At 40.0% G+C, this 13,803-nt stretch carries 11 protein-coding genes; 8 read left to right on the forward strand and 3 right to left on the reverse strand.

What is annotated here, in order from left to right:
• Positions 1-505 precede the first annotated feature (505 nt).
• Positions 506-1,615 carry a PEP-CTERM sorting domain-containing protein gene (locus tag SYN7509_RS27550; protein WP_009633885.1) on the forward strand — a complete coding sequence of 370 codons (1,110 nt, stop codon included), beginning with the start codon at positions 506-508 and terminating at the stop codon, positions 1,613-1,615.
• A 35-nt stretch (positions 1,616-1,650) separates the two neighbouring features.
• Here SYN7509_RS27550 and SYN7509_RS0209025 read toward each other — a convergent pair whose 3' ends face one another.
• Entirely contained in the window at positions 1,651-5,205 is a 3,555-nt protein-coding gene (locus SYN7509_RS0209025) for a WD40 domain-containing protein (RefSeq protein WP_009633886.1), read from the reverse strand.
• 180 nt (positions 5,206-5,385) lie between these two features.
• Here SYN7509_RS0209025 and SYN7509_RS0209030 point away from each other — a divergent pair, with 180 nt between their 5' ends.
• The 6 genes from SYN7509_RS0209030 (at position 5,386) to SYN7509_RS0209055 (ending at position 11,093) form a co-directional block, all read left to right on the forward strand.
• Positions 5,386-5,601: a DUF2281 domain-containing protein gene (locus SYN7509_RS0209030; protein WP_009633888.1), complete on the forward strand. Its 216-nt coding sequence runs from the start codon at positions 5,386-5,388 to the stop codon at positions 5,599-5,601.
• A 326-nt stretch (positions 5,602-5,927) separates the two neighbouring features.
• The gene (locus SYN7509_RS0209035; protein WP_009633889.1) at positions 5,928-6,962 is read left to right on the forward strand and encodes an N-acetylmuramoyl-L-alanine amidase; all 1,035 of its coding nucleotides are present in this window, start codon (positions 5,928-5,930) and stop codon (positions 6,960-6,962) included.
• Positions 6,963-7,023: 61 nt separating this feature from the next.
• Entirely contained in the window at positions 7,024-7,773 is a 750-nt protein-coding gene (locus tag SYN7509_RS0209040; RefSeq protein ID WP_009633890.1) for an N-acetylmuramoyl-L-alanine amidase, read from the forward strand.
• A gap of 78 nt (positions 7,774-7,851) precedes the next feature.
• Entirely contained in the window at positions 7,852-9,441 is a 1,590-nt protein-coding gene (locus tag SYN7509_RS0209045; protein WP_009633891.1) for a glucosaminidase domain-containing protein, read from the forward strand.
• A gap of 167 nt (positions 9,442-9,608) precedes the next feature.
• Positions 9,609-10,604: a hypothetical protein gene (locus SYN7509_RS0209050; protein WP_009633893.1), complete on the forward strand. Its 996-nt coding sequence runs from the start codon at positions 9,609-9,611 to the stop codon at positions 10,602-10,604.
• A 108-nt stretch (positions 10,605-10,712) separates the two neighbouring features.
• On the forward strand, positions 10,713-11,093 hold the full coding sequence (locus SYN7509_RS0209055; RefSeq protein ID WP_009633894.1) for a DUF1304 domain-containing protein: 381 nt from the start codon (positions 10,713-10,715) through the stop codon (positions 11,091-11,093).
• Between the two features lie 8 nt (positions 11,094-11,101).
• Here the strand turns inward: SYN7509_RS0209055 and SYN7509_RS0209060 are convergent, their stop codons facing one another.
• Positions 11,102-11,356: a ribbon-helix-helix domain-containing protein gene (locus SYN7509_RS0209060; RefSeq protein ID WP_009633895.1), complete on the reverse strand. Its 255-nt coding sequence runs from the start codon at positions 11,354-11,356 to the stop codon at positions 11,102-11,104.
• A gap of 84 nt (positions 11,357-11,440) precedes the next feature.
• Between SYN7509_RS0209060 and SYN7509_RS0209065 the strand changes: the two genes are divergently transcribed.
• The gene (locus SYN7509_RS0209065) at positions 11,441-12,724 is read left to right on the forward strand and encodes an alpha/beta fold hydrolase (RefSeq protein ID WP_009633896.1); all 1,284 of its coding nucleotides are present in this window, start codon (positions 11,441-11,443) and stop codon (positions 12,722-12,724) included.
• A gap of 96 nt (positions 12,725-12,820) precedes the next feature.
• Here the strand turns inward: SYN7509_RS0209065 and SYN7509_RS0209070 are convergent, their stop codons facing one another.
• Positions 12,821-13,723: a carbohydrate ABC transporter permease gene (locus SYN7509_RS0209070; protein ID WP_009633897.1), complete on the reverse strand. Its 903-nt coding sequence runs from the start codon at positions 13,721-13,723 to the stop codon at positions 12,821-12,823.
• Positions 13,724-13,803: the final 80 nt, after the last annotated feature.

The following is a 13,803-nucleotide window of genomic DNA, read 5'->3' on the forward strand; positions in this document are numbered from 1 at the left end:
ACGGAAACATAAATCACTTTTGTCTCCTAAAGTTTTTTAGATACTTATAACGTGGTTAAAAAATATACATCTACCCTGAGAACAGTTTACAAAAAATTATCAGCTTTAATTAAGCTGGGTCAAAAGTTTTATTAAGGCTATGTTTTTTAAATATAAAGTAACAGTAAAGTTGTTGATTTGAGGAAGATTTATTTCATCAATATGTAATAATTTTTTTAAGAATTACTATAAAGAAAAGTTCATTTTCTGGATACTAATATCTCTAGTTTTCCTTGTATTCTCTGCATTTGGGAAGTTCAAGCAATACTTAATTTAATTCTAATGAGGGGTTGACAACTAAAATAAAATCTGTAAAAAACAGTGTCTAGATCGCAATTAGTTATTTAAAAATTAAATAGTAATTAATGCAATTAAATGATTAAACAACTAACTAGAAATAGACAGAAAATTAGCAAATAGCAGGCTGACTAGGTTATTGTATCCACTTGTAACAGGAGTAAAGATTGTGATTTCAGTAAAGCAGTTATCAATTGCCACCGTCGGGATTGCCCTTGGGCTAGGAAGTATTGCACCTGTTAGCGCAGCTTCTTTATATCAAATTAGCGGGTTAGATTTTACGCCATCAGATATTAACGATAGCGCTCAGGTAGTAGGAGAAAATTATTTTTGGCAAAATGGCAATGTTACGGATCTAAATACCCTTGCGGGTGCTAACAACAGCAATGTTTTCGCTAGAGCTATCAATAATAATGGTGCGATCGTTGGCGGTGGATTAACCGTAAATGAGCCTACTACTACCCAAACGACTATACCCTTTCAAGCATTCATCTCAGATGGCAATACAATTTCTGACTTACCCCGTAATTACTTCTGCGAATTCTCTTGTCCTACTATCACTGCTGAAGATATCAACGATTCCGGTACAATAGCACTAATTTATGATTTTCGCGTCGGCTTAGTCCAAGAAAGCGATGGGACAACAACTGAGGTACTAGGTGCTAGACAAGTTTCCAATACTGCTATCAACAATCAAGATCAAGTAGTTGGTACTGGTATATTTAGTGGTAGTGGTAATCAGGGTATATTTGCTGAAGACGGCAACCAAACTACTCTCATAGCCAACACTTCTTCGGGCGTTGCGGGTGTACCTCAATCTGCTGCAAACGATATTAACGATTCAAGTAACATCGTTGGCAGGTCTAGTACAATTAGTTCTACTAATACAGTATTTGAGACGGCGACTTTGTGGACAGATCCTACTCAACCTGGAGTGAGTTTAGGGACATTGGGCGGTGAAAATAGCGATGCAACTGGTATCAATAACTTGATGCAAGTGGTTGGTTCTTCCTTTTTGGAAGACAACTCTACACAACACGCTTTTTTATGGGAAGAGGGCAACTTAATTGACCTCAATAGCTTGATAGATCCTGGACTAGGTTGGGAATTAACTTCAGCTCTTGAGATTAATAGTAGTGGAGATATTATTGGAACTGGTCTTTATAACGGCGTACAGCGCGGCTTTGTGGCTAAAGCAATACCTGAACCAAGTTCAGTTTTGGGAGTATTAGGTTTAGGATTATTTGGTCTGAGGGGATGGTTAAAGCGTAAAAAATAATTTTAGTGTGAAGACGTTTCACCGAAACGTCTTTACTAATTTTCTACCGCGCCTAATGCTTTTAAAGTTGATTTTTGGGCTTGAGTCAAGCCTTTGACATTGGTAATTTGCATTCCTTCGTAGGGACGAGGCGATCGCATTGACAAAAAACAATTATTCGTTTCCAAATTCCAAACTTTAATAGTTTCGTCAAAGCTGCTACTAAAAACAACTTCTTTGGGTATCGACGCAGACATGGCTAGAGAATAAACAATTCCTGTATGTCCGCTCAACGTCTGGGTGCATTCTCCATTAAATAAATTCCACTGACGAATAGTTTGATCAAAGCTACCGCTTACTAATCGCCAATTATCGGCGGTAGGGAAAGCCATTTCTATTGGTTGATAAGAAATTGAAGTCACAGGGGCGGTATGTCCTGTTAATATATGCGTACATACTCCAGTAGCGATATTCCAGACACGGATACTACAATCAAAACTGCCACTAGCTAATTGCTGACCATCGGGACTAAAAGAAACTGCCCAAACGCTGTTAGTATGTCCTTGGAAGGTAAAAATACATTTTCCTGTGCAGACTTCCCACACTTTAACCGTTTGGTCGAAACTACTACTAGCCAAGTATTTACCATCAGGACTAAAAGCCACCGCCGTTACTGAAGCTTTATGATCTGCCAAAGTTTGCAAGCATTTTCCGGTTTTTACTTCCCAAAGCTTGATCGTTTGATCGTAACTAGCACTGGCTAAGTAGTTGCCATCAGGACTAAAAACCACCGACCAAACCCAACTAGAATGACCCAATATAGTCCGCAGACATTCCCCAGATTTATAATTCCATAATTTAATCGTGCGATCGGCGCTACCTGTAGCTAAAAGCTCCTCCGTAGGCGCAAAAGCCACACTCCAAACTCGGTTAGTATGTCCGGGAATGGTTTGGTAGCATTGATTAAGGGCTAAATTCCATAACCGAATATTTTGGTCTTCGTGTCCGCTTGCTAAGAAATTACCGTCATTACTTAAAGCGATCGCCAATACTGAATTAGTATGTCCGATAATTGTGCGATCGCATTCCCCAGTTTTAATATTCCACAACGCCGTTGCATGGTCATCGGCGCCACTAACTAACGTCCGACTATCGGGACTAAAGGCCACACTCCAAACGCGGTTAGTATGTCCGATAAAAGTCTTGTAGCAATTCCCCGTTTGGACATCCCAAAGTTTAAGAGTTTGGTCGTAACTGCTACTAGCTAACCATCGCCCATTATTACTAAAAGTCACCGCCGTTATTACACTTGTGTGAGCGGGAATAATGTTTAAGCATTGCCTAGATTTAACATCCCACAACCTCAAAGTTTGGTCGTAGCTACCACTAGCAATCGTTTGACTATCGGGACTAAAAGCCACACTTCTCACCCAGTTTGTATGTCCTTGGAGATATTGACAATTACCCGTTGCTAAATCCCATAGTGCGATCGCCTTATCTTCCGACGCACTAGCTAGAAGTCGCCCATCGGGACTAAAAGCCACCGACCACACGCGCTCAGAATGTCCTTGTAAGATGCGGGGAGGATTTTTAATATTTGTTAAATCCCAAAGCCTAATCTCTCGATCTTGACCGCTAGTTGCCAAAATTCGCCCATCAGGACTAAAAGCCACCGTATTTACTGAATAAGTATGTCCTTTTAAAGTCGTTAAACATTTGCCCGTTTTTACATCCCAAAGCTTGACTAAATAATCATCCGCCACACTTGCCAAAAATTGACCATTAGGACTAAAACAAACCGCCCAAGCCCAGTGTCCATGACCTTTACAAATATTTAACTGTCTGCCATCACAAGCAAGCCGAATATGAATATTACCACCAGTATCGCTAGTGGCGACTAATTGACCATCAGGACTAAAAGCAACACAAGTAATTCCCCCAAAGGTTTCTGCAAATACACAGCGATCCATTTCGGTTTGGGTAAAGTTAAATTGATGCAGAGTTACGTTAGGTAAATAAGCTTGACGGACAGCTAAATGCGAATAATCTGTAACATTGCCTAAATCGATTTGCAGATGCCAATACAAGTTAAGCAGATTTCCGGCAACATAACCATTTTGGTAGAAAGAGTTAGCCCGTAAAGTTGGCAAAAGTTGGTCGAGATGGGCTTTCAGTAGCTGCTTATTTTCAAAAGCATTTTTCAGCGCTTCGGTTACAGGTTGCAGAATCAATCTAATTTGCGCTTCGCGGATATAGTCTTTAGCGGAAGCTTTAATTAAGGCGTAGCTATTAAGTAGTGATAATTGGTGGTGATAAATTTCGCTATAAAACTGTTTGACCAAGCATTCTGTTATGTATTCCATAACTACTGGTTGTTGGGTGCAGCCAAGAGTATTAATTTCAATTAGCGATCGCTTTTGCAGAGATTCCAGCACCTCCATTAGTTCGCGCTGGGGGATTTTGGGAAGGATGTCTGCGTGTAATTCTTGTAAAGTTACTCGTTCGCGCGCAATTGCCAACCAGCGCATTATTTGCTGTTCTAAGTCTGACAAGCGATCGCATTGTTGTGCAAGTAAATCCCAAATATCGCCAAAAATAATCGTACCTTGGCTAATAAAGGCGCTAATACTTCCCCCAAACAAAGATTTAATAGTAGCGGCGGCAATTTTGAGGGCTAAAGGATTACCAGCATAGCGATCGCTTAGTTCTTTTGCATCCTCTGCAAACTGCGTTAAACCAACAGAAGTAAGGATTATTTGCCCAGTTTCTTGAGCAACTCCAGCAAGAGACAGCGACTTTACCGGGAGAATATCACCTTCTCTAGCCGATAATCCGGTAGGTTTTTCTCTACTTGTTAAGACTAAACAACTTTGATGGCGCTCGTCAGCAATGCGTCTAATTAGTTGTCCGTAACCTTCGTAGCCAGGGCGATAGTTTCCTCCTTGTTCGCAACTAGCCAAGATTGTTTCGGTATTGTCAAAGACTAACAGACAGCGTGAGGAATTGAGATATTTAATTAATAGAGAAATTTGCTCGTCAATAGTGCCAAGTTTTTCCCCTGCTTGCTGGTGAGAAACAAATAAAATCAAGTCAGATAGCAGCTTTTCAATAGCTGGTGCATTACGCAGACTTCGCCAAATCACAAATTCAAAATCTGTTTTTACTTGTTCGGCAATCTTCACCGCTAGAGCAGTTTTACCAATTCCGCCCATACCCAAAATTGTAACTAATCGACAGCGATCGCCTACTATCCATTTTTGCAGAGTAGTTAATTCTTGCGATCGCCCATAAAACACTGAAACATCTATTGCTTCTCCCCAATCTTGAATCCCCGAAACTACGGGAGCAGGATTTATATTTTTTTGAGCAAAACGTTTAATAACTACCTGACAATTTTGCTTATTTACTTTTTCTCCCAAAGTCTCCGAAAGCAAAACCCACAACTTATAACCAGTGTCTTTAATATAGCCGCAGTCGTAGCCAGAGCTTTTCGACATCTCTTGATAGGAATGACCTTGAATTGAGGAAGCCAGGACAAGGAGTTGCAGCTTATTCAATTGCTTTGGTTCTACAACTTGCTCAATAAATGCGATCGCTTCTTCAATAGTCATTGTCAGAAGGGGGGTAGATTATTTGTTTACTACAAAGAATATTGTCTTGATTTCGGAAGACTTCGCCCTAAATCTAGGTTGTTTTAACCTTTTGCCCTCAAATCTCAACAATTACTGACAAAAAGCATTAAATACTGAATTTTTCAACTTAAAATGTATATAGGTTTCTAAGATTGGCTAATGGACGCTTTAACCACGAATCGAGAGCAAATTATTGAGTCAATTAAGACATTGCCAGAAGAATCTCTCGCGGAACTCATCAATTTTGTTGATTACCTTCGCTACAAATCAACCGAAAAACAGCCTCCAAAACCTAGCAGCAACTTTTTACTTTCCATTGCAGGCTTAGGAACTTCAGTAGAGAAGGACGTTTCAGGGCGAGATGACTATAGTTGATACTAGCTTTCTGTTTGCACTGACCAACCTAGGCGATCGCAATCTGTGCTTTGTGCATCCAAGACATTGTGATTACTTTGAGTTGCTGCCTTAATGGATGCGATCGCGCTTAATCTGAGCAATTACGGAGAAAGTGCGATCGTTTTAGTTTAACTACTGACTTTTATCTGACTTTTTACCGACCTTTTACCGACTGACAAAGCTTATATTTAACGGTTAACTTGGATTTATTCGCACTACAGCAGTCCAACTTTTTTTTGAATAGTGCGATCGTATTTACTTGTATACCGCTTGAGTAAAAAACATTTCTAATCAAAAGGATATTTATGGCTAATTGGATCTTATTTGCCCGCGATTCGAGCGGTATGCCCCTGGTATCTGCCATGAATGGCGGATCTCCAGAAAACAGCCTTAGCACCAATCTCAAAGCTAATCTGATTGGATTTCTACAACTTTTTTCGGGGGTAGGTACATTTTTAGTAGCAAAACCTAGTGGTACTGACAATGAAGTAGAATCTGTCGATCTTCTTCCGCGTACTGATTTAGATACACCCACTAATTCTAGTGCGCTATCTAGTGCTACGTGGTTTCAATTTTTTTGTGATGATGATGGTCAACCTGTTGTAGTGGCTATGGATGGTACTAACCCTGCTGAGTTCTACAAAGGGAATCTTAAGTTAGCCTTAATTGATTTCTTGAGCAGATACTCTAACGCTAATACTTTTCAAATTGCTCCGGCGGGTACATCAATTTCTGGGAGTGTTGCTGAATGGAAACCCTCACCACCATTGCCACCAAGTAAACATCGAGTAATGCTAGAAATTGGACATGGGCCTGGAGTTCCCTTCGATCCAGGTGCGATCGCTCATGACAGTGTAACTACAGAACATTCTCTCAATATTATTGCTGCTAATTCTGCCCGAAATGTAATTGCTAAAGCGGGTATCAACTGTACTGTTATCGATACTGTAGGAAGCTTACACGGTATTGGTTTGCAGTCATCTGGTTTTGACGTTTTTTGCAGCGTTCACCACAACTCATTTAATGGAACAGTTCAGAGAGCAGAAGCGTTTTCCCATGCGACTAAAGGTGATGGATTAGATAGCGACCTTGCTGGAATGATAGCCACAGAGCTTTCTAAGACTCTCAGTATTCCCAATGCAGGCGCAAAGAAAGCCAAGCTAGGGGTTTTGTCGGGTGCAGAAGATACTAATGTTCGAGTTGCTGTTCTAGCGGAAGTTTATTTTATTGACTTCAAAGGTAATGGAACATTGCCAAAACCTCACCTCAAAGATTTTTCAACTCGTGGAGGTGAAGCAATTGGTCGAGGAATTGTTGAGTGGTTAAAAAAGCACCCCTAATTAAAACATAGTTCAACTAGATAATTTTTGACTATTTCAACAAACAAAAGGAGATTAAAATATGAAATTTGGAATTGATATCGGACACAATTGTCCTCCAGACACAGGCGCGAAAGGAATAGCAAAAACAGAAGATGTATTAACCAAAGATGTAGGTACTAGGCTGATGAAAAAGTTATCAGCCGCAGGTCACAGTGTAATTAATTGTACTCCTAACACTGCTGCAACAGTAGGGGAATCTCTAAGAAAAAGAGTTGATAAAGCGAATGCTAATTTGGTTGATCTTTTTGTTTCAATTCATTTTAATGCTTTTAATGGAACAGCCAATGGATCGGAAATATTTGCCATTAGTAATACATCTAAAGCGATCGCACAATCGGTTTTGAAGGAGATTGTCAAGTTAGGATTTAAAACTAGAGGTGTAAAAAATACCGCATTTTTTGTTATTAAAAACACCTCAATGCCAGCGATTTTAGTTGAGTGTTGTTTCTGTGATTCAAAAGCAGACATGAACCTTTTTGATGCTGAAAAAATGGCAGAAGCAATTAAAGTAGGCTTAATTGGCGATTCCGTTGATACTTCCACACCTCAACCAGGCACTTTAAAAATTACTACAAAAACTGTTCTTAAACCCTCTACTGAGCAATCGTCAGAGTTGTCTCCAGAAACTTTATTTGAGATTCATCCTGGCGATTATCCAGTGATGGATTTTCGCTATGAAGAAAGACACTACTGGATTAAATTTCCTAATAAAGACATAGGCGATCGAGATGAGCATTTTGTCTTTGATGAACACGCAAAAGTTATCTAAATATAGCTTTTTTAGAGCAAATACAAGCAAATAATCAGTATTCATACCACAGTTATTCAAGTCAAAGAGGACAAACCTATGACATTACTAGATGAATTAGTGAAGAAGTATGCTACGACAGATTTAAACACAGTTTTTAGCAAGGTTAGTACTGATGGTATCGAAATCGATTCTACCAAAATTAATGAAATTAATTACCAACATTTGCAAGAAGTTACTCTAGCTCAATGGCTATTAGAATCAGGTAGAGCAAGTAGTAAGCTCTCTATTGAAGCTAACAACTTTGCAGGTTTAAAATGGCGACCTGAGATGAACGGCTTCGCTACTAAAATTAACATTTTAGTTCCTTCTGAACCTACATCAGTTGATTTTTGTAAGTTTGATAGTGTTGATGCTTTTATTATTGGTTACTGGAGGTTTTTGGCTCGTTCTACCTATGATGGTTTAGAAGCACATACTAATTCCCCAGATACTTTCATTGGGTTTTTACAACGTAAGGGATATGCCGCCGATCTTGACTATGTTAACAAAGTAATTCGCCTGCTTCCAGAAGCCCACGCGCTATTCGTCAAAGCAAACGGTATTGTTATTCCTGCTGTACCAGCAAGACTCCAAGTTACCCACTTTCCTCAAGAAGTTGAACTAAGACAAAGTTTCAGAGTTAAAGGAGTAGCATCAACCACCGATAAAGGTAAAGTTGTCTTGATTAAAATAGATGACCGCTTCGATGCTCAAGGAACTCTTATTAATGAGGATGGCAAATGGCAAGCTGATTTAGTATTTACTTCTTTGTTTACTCCTAATGGTGTACGCAGAGTCACGTTTTCTATAGGTAGTGAAAGCGTAAATATTCAAATTAAAGCAACTACTCCTATCGATGCTGATGACGAGCCAGACACAGCACAACCTTCAGGCTCAATTAAAATTGATCTAAGTGGAAGTGTAGGCTCTGGTGGAGTCAACAAAGAAAAAGATGTTATAGCTGTTAAAAAACGTCTACACGATCTTGGTTACACTTGGGTGGGCGATCCTAATAATAAAACCATAACAACTGGCACAGTTCAAGCAATTAAATTATTTCAATCTATTGTTGCTGGTCGTAGCACCCTTGCAGGTGATGGGCGAATTGATATTGGCGGCCCTACACATCGGTGGTTGCAAGCAGCTAATGCTCCAGTTTGGCAAACAATGCCAGCAAGCGATTCATCAGTTGGTTTTGTCAACCATGAAAAAGATCAAACTGGTGACGATCATGACTTTGGCACAAATTGGTTAGCTGATACCATCAAAGCTATTGCTAAGGATTTTCAAACTAGCCATCGAACTTCTAATCCCGGTGCTGCGCCTTTTGCCCTCAATGATATCAGTCGCCCACATGGAGGTGATACGCCCGATCATGCTGGACACGAAACTGGTTTAATGTGTGATGTCTTTTTACCAAGAAAAGATGGAAAATTCGGCGGTATTGATTTTACGAGTCGAGATTACGATCAAAATGCTACGCGCGCTTTGATTAAATCTATACGTAAGCAAAAACTAGTAAGGGCTGTTTTCTTCAACGATCCAACGCTAAGAGGTGAGACGTTCATGGGTATTAAACTATGTACTTTTTCGCCTGGTCATCATCACCACATTCACTTTGAAATTAACCCACCAGTAAGAACTTAAGTATACAAGATTTAGAAAAGGGCGATCGCATCACATTTCCTAATAATAAATCAAAGCGATCGCCTTTATATCCAATAATACTTGCACTGTATTAGGGCATAGCTGGGGAGATACAGTTTAACCAACCTATAACCTTTTATACATTATGATTTTGAGGAGATTTTATTATGCGTTACCGAATGATACCTCTGTTCGCTCTTGTACTATGTTTTGTGTTTACTACGAAGGTTAATGCATCTAGCGTCAACACACCATATTGCCAACGTACTAAAGACTCCTCGATAACTGCAAAAATTGAGAGCATCAGTATGGATCGATCTGCAATGCAAATCCGATGTCGTCAAGACAAAAGTTTCATAAACCCTACCATCACAATCGCAGATCCCGCACTTCAAGCTGCTGTGCAACACTTTGGGGAAGGTGACCAAGTTGTCTTAGAGTATAAGACAGAAAATGAAAAAAACATTCTTCAAAACTTGTCTGTGAAGACACAAGAGTTGGGGTTGTGGCTTCGTATAGGGACACTCATAGGCTTCTGTCTCCTGCTTTTGTTGGTCTTCCGGTTTTTCCTGCAAAATGGATTGTGGAATCTTATTGTCGGCATAGACAATCGCTACAGTAATTCCAAAACTCAAATCGTGCTTTGGTTTTTCATCTTAATAACTACTTATATTGCCTCCATTGTGTTGCGTGGTTTGTATGGTGGCATAGATTTCGTCGGAGGAGTGTCAATTCCTCAAAACCTTCTACTTTTGTCAGGACTGAGCGCCTTGACTTTCGCCACAGCTAAAGGCATTACCCAAGACAAGTTCCCTCCGGGAAAAGAAAAACCGAAAGCTGATAAACCAAAATTTCCAGATGACCTTTTCCTAGACGATCAGCGTCGCGTAGATTTAGGTGACTTCCAAATGATTATTATCACGTTGCTTGCTGTTTTTGTTTACCTTGCAGAAGTTCTCGGCTTTCTTGGCACGATTGAATTCCATAAGGTAGTAACTCTGCCAGATGTAGACACAACTATACTAGCGACCTTTGGTCTTGGTCAGGGAATATACCTTGCGAAAAAATTTGTGGGTGATGCAGGCGGAGGCAACCCAGTAACTTCGCCTACCCCTGCTCTCAACACTACTCCCGATCCAAATGCTGTATCGCCGCCTCCTTAACTAATAAAGTGAAACCGCCAATGGGTAGAGCATTGAGATCATGAGGTTCAAGAGTTTTGTCACAGAACAAAACAAAATTACCATTAAAAAAAAAGGAGTAAAAGGGATATGGAAATGATTACTAAGGTACTAATCGGAATTGTTGCATTTATCCATGTACTTTTTTTGATGATGCAGATGTTTTTCTGGGATACACCTTTGATTCAAGATAAATTACTCAAAGATTTCACTCCAGAACAAGTAGCTACAATTCTTGCTCATAATCAAGGGTTATATAACGGATTTCTTGCTGCTGGTTTAATTTGGGGATTATCCACAGCGCAAATGTCTCGCAATATTGAGCCTACTTCGATTTGGATCTTCTTTCTGATTTGTGTTGTCATTGCTGGTATTTACGGCAGTATTACCCTAAAACGCCCAACGGCATTTTTACTGCAATCCTTACCCGCAGCATTGGCTTTATTGCTCTTATGGTTGCCTAAAAAGTAAGATGAAACTCATTTTATTTGACTAAGCAGTTGGCGAAATCCTTCGCGCTTACTATCCCACCATTGTTCGCTAATCTCGATTGGTTCGCCACTATCTAAACCACCAAGCAACATAGTTTCTAAACGTTTCTGTTCTTCCCGTTCTTGCTCTTGACGAATTAAGTAATGAATATACTCAATCGCTGTATTGTAGCCTTTTTGCTTGGCTTGCTCATCTACAAAGGTCTGCATTGAATCAGAAAGGGAAATGTTGAAAATCGTCATAAAAATAGGAGTCTCAAAATTGTATTCCCACTACTGGTACATTTTACCGTTTATAGCCAAACTACAAGTGGATAATAAAAAACTATGCAAAAAACTGTTAAAGCCAACAATATTGACATTTATGTTGAAACCTTTGGCAAGTCTACCCATCCCGCCGTACTCTTAATTATGGGATTGGGTTGTCAGTCTCTCAACTGGTTTCCTTACTTCTTCGAGCCAATAGTAGAGCAAGGTTACTATGTTATTCGCTTCGATAATCGTGATATAGGATTATCAACATGGAGCGATGCTAAAGACTGGGAAAACAATCCCTATTCCCTAGACGATATGGCAACCGATAGCGTAGAGTTGCTTACAGCATTGAGGATTGACAAAGCACACGTTATTGGTGCATCAATGGGAGGCGCGATCGCACAACGAATAGCTATTACCTATCCCGAACGAGTTTTATCTCTTACTTCTATTGTCTCGTTTGCAGATTCATCAGCTTTGACAAGTAGCAGTGTATTGTCCTTATCTTTGTTTGCTAATGTCCCATCTTTAGAGGAATATTTGGGTTTTTGGTCGGCGTTAGTAGGTACAACTTATCCCCTTGATATTCCCCTTTACACCCAATTGTATAAAGACAGCGTAGAAAATAGTAAACGTTACAACCCTCATTGTATAACTCATCAACTTAGCGCGATCGCTCGTTCGCCTACCCCAGACTTAGCAAAGCTCAACGTTCCTACTCTCATTCTCTACGGTACAGCCGATCCCTTAATTCCTGCCAATCATGCGGAAGATTACGCCAAACTAATCCCTGGTTCTCAACTGTTCAAAATGGACGGTGTTGGACACGATATCCCCGCCGGAATTTGCGATCGCATTCATCCAGAAATTTTCAAATTACTTCAAAGGAGCAAATCTAATATGTCTAACCAAATCGAAGCTGTAAAAACACAATTTATCAACTATTCTGAGGTATTTAACAAGCTTAAACCTGAATTAATGCCTCCTTTCTTTCATGAAGGTTCTGTACTGATAACTACACCTTTAGTAGCGACAATGAAGAATGCAACGGAGATCCAGGGTGTTTTTACTCAATTCATGAATGCTTTACGCTTACAAAATTTTACTCGTAGCGTACTAGATGAAAATAACCTCCATGCAAAAATGTTGAGTGAAAATATCGCAATTGTCAGTGGTACGGCAATTCGTTATAAAAAAGATGCCGATGTAGAAGATGAACTAGAGCGAATTGCCATTATTTATACTTTCTGTAAAGATATCCCTGAAGCTACCGCTACAACTCCACAAACTCCCGATGGTGTTTGGAGAATTGTTTCAGGCATTATTCATCAGCCAGAAAATGCGATCGCTCCATAGCGTTTTCTAAATCAATTGTGAACTTTGTAGGGGCGCAATGCATTGCGCCCCTACAATTAATGTTTGTAAATCTATCATGCGATCGCTTTATAATCTCTAACTAATGCTGTTTCTCCCCGCCGATAGCTTCAAGTTCAAGATAGATAAGCCCAAAATTGCCAAAAACAACACTAATCCAATCGTGCAAGCATAACTAATTTCGAGGTTTTGAAAGGCTTGCTCGTACAGGTAATAAACTATTGTTTTGGAGCTATTGCGCGGACCTCCTTGGGTCATAATATAGATTTCCTCAAAAACCTTGGTGGCGGAAATTGCCGAGATTACAGCCACCAAAACTATGTAAGGTTTCATCAACGGAACTGTGATATCCCAATGCTTAGAGATACCATCAGAACCATCTATCGCGGCGGCTTCGTACAAGTCTGCGGGGATGGCTTGCAGCCCTGCTAAGTAAATAACCATGTAATACCCCAATCCCTTCCATATCGTTACTGCCATGACGCTAAATAGGGCAAATTGAGGGCTTGTTAGCCAGCCGATCCCCTCTTTAACGGAAAAGACGCTTTTAATAATTTGATTGAGTAAACCATTTTCGGCGTACAGCCAGCGCCAAGCAATTCCCGCCACTACCATAGAAATTACTACAGGCGTGTAAAAAGCGGCTCTAAACCAATTCATTCCCCGGAGTTTTTTGTTAACTAAAATTGCGATCGCCAAGGGAGCAGTTACCAAAATCGGCACGACACCAATAAGATAAAGTATGGTGTTTTGCAATGTTTTCCAAAACACGCGATCGCCCATCAAACGTTTAAAATTCCCTAGCCCTATCCACTGCGGCGGTTGCGTCAAATCGTACTCATAGCGGGTAAAGCTCAGATAAAAAGCTTGCATTGCTGGCAAAAATACTGTCAATCCCAAAATTAACAGCGCCGGAAGCAAAAATAAGTAAGGAGTCAAGCGTTGAATCAACACCCGGTTTGCAGAGATGGTTTTTTGCATTAGTTTAGTTCGTTAAAGTTAGTTGCAAGTTTTACCACTTGTCTTTTGACTGCAAACAGTTTTCAACTCAAAATAGTAGT

Source organism: Synechocystis sp. PCC 7509, assembly GCF_000332075.2.
Lineage (GTDB): Bacteria > Cyanobacteriota > Cyanobacteriia > Cyanobacteriales > Chroococcidiopsidaceae > Aliterella.

Bases quoted from the DNA above. Each gene is read 5' to 3' on its own strand.
- SYN7509_RS0209035 (WP_009633889.1), top strand. From the start codon at position 5,928: ATGGCTAATTGGATCTTATTTGCCCGCGATTCGAGCGGTATGCCCCTG.
- SYN7509_RS0209045 (WP_009633891.1), top strand. From the start codon at position 7,852: ATGACATTACTAGATGAATTAGTGAAGAAGTATGCTACGACAGATTTA.
- SYN7509_RS0209070 (WP_009633897.1), bottom strand. From the start codon at position 13,723: ATGCAAAAAACCATCTCTGCAAACCGGGTGTTGATTCAACGCTTGACT.
- SYN7509_RS0209065 (WP_009633896.1), top strand. From the start codon at position 11,441: ATGCAAAAAACTGTTAAAGCCAACAATATTGACATTTATGTTGAAACC.
- SYN7509_RS0209040 (WP_009633890.1), top strand. From the start codon at position 7,024: ATGAAATTTGGAATTGATATCGGACACAATTGTCCTCCAGACACAGGC.
- SYN7509_RS0209030 (WP_009633888.1), top strand. From the start codon at position 5,386: ATGGACGCTTTAACCACGAATCGAGAGCAAATTATTGAGTCAATTAAG.
- SYN7509_RS0209050 (WP_009633893.1), top strand. From the start codon at position 9,609: ATGCGTTACCGAATGATACCTCTGTTCGCTCTTGTACTATGTTTTGTG.
- SYN7509_RS0209055 (WP_009633894.1), top strand. From the start codon at position 10,713: ATGGAAATGATTACTAAGGTACTAATCGGAATTGTTGCATTTATCCAT.
- SYN7509_RS0209025 (WP_009633886.1), bottom strand. From the start codon at position 5,205: ATGACTATTGAAGAAGCGATCGCATTTATTGAGCAAGTTGTAGAACCA.
- SYN7509_RS0209060 (WP_009633895.1), bottom strand. From the start codon at position 11,356: ATGACGATTTTCAACATTTCCCTTTCTGATTCAATGCAGACCTTTGTA.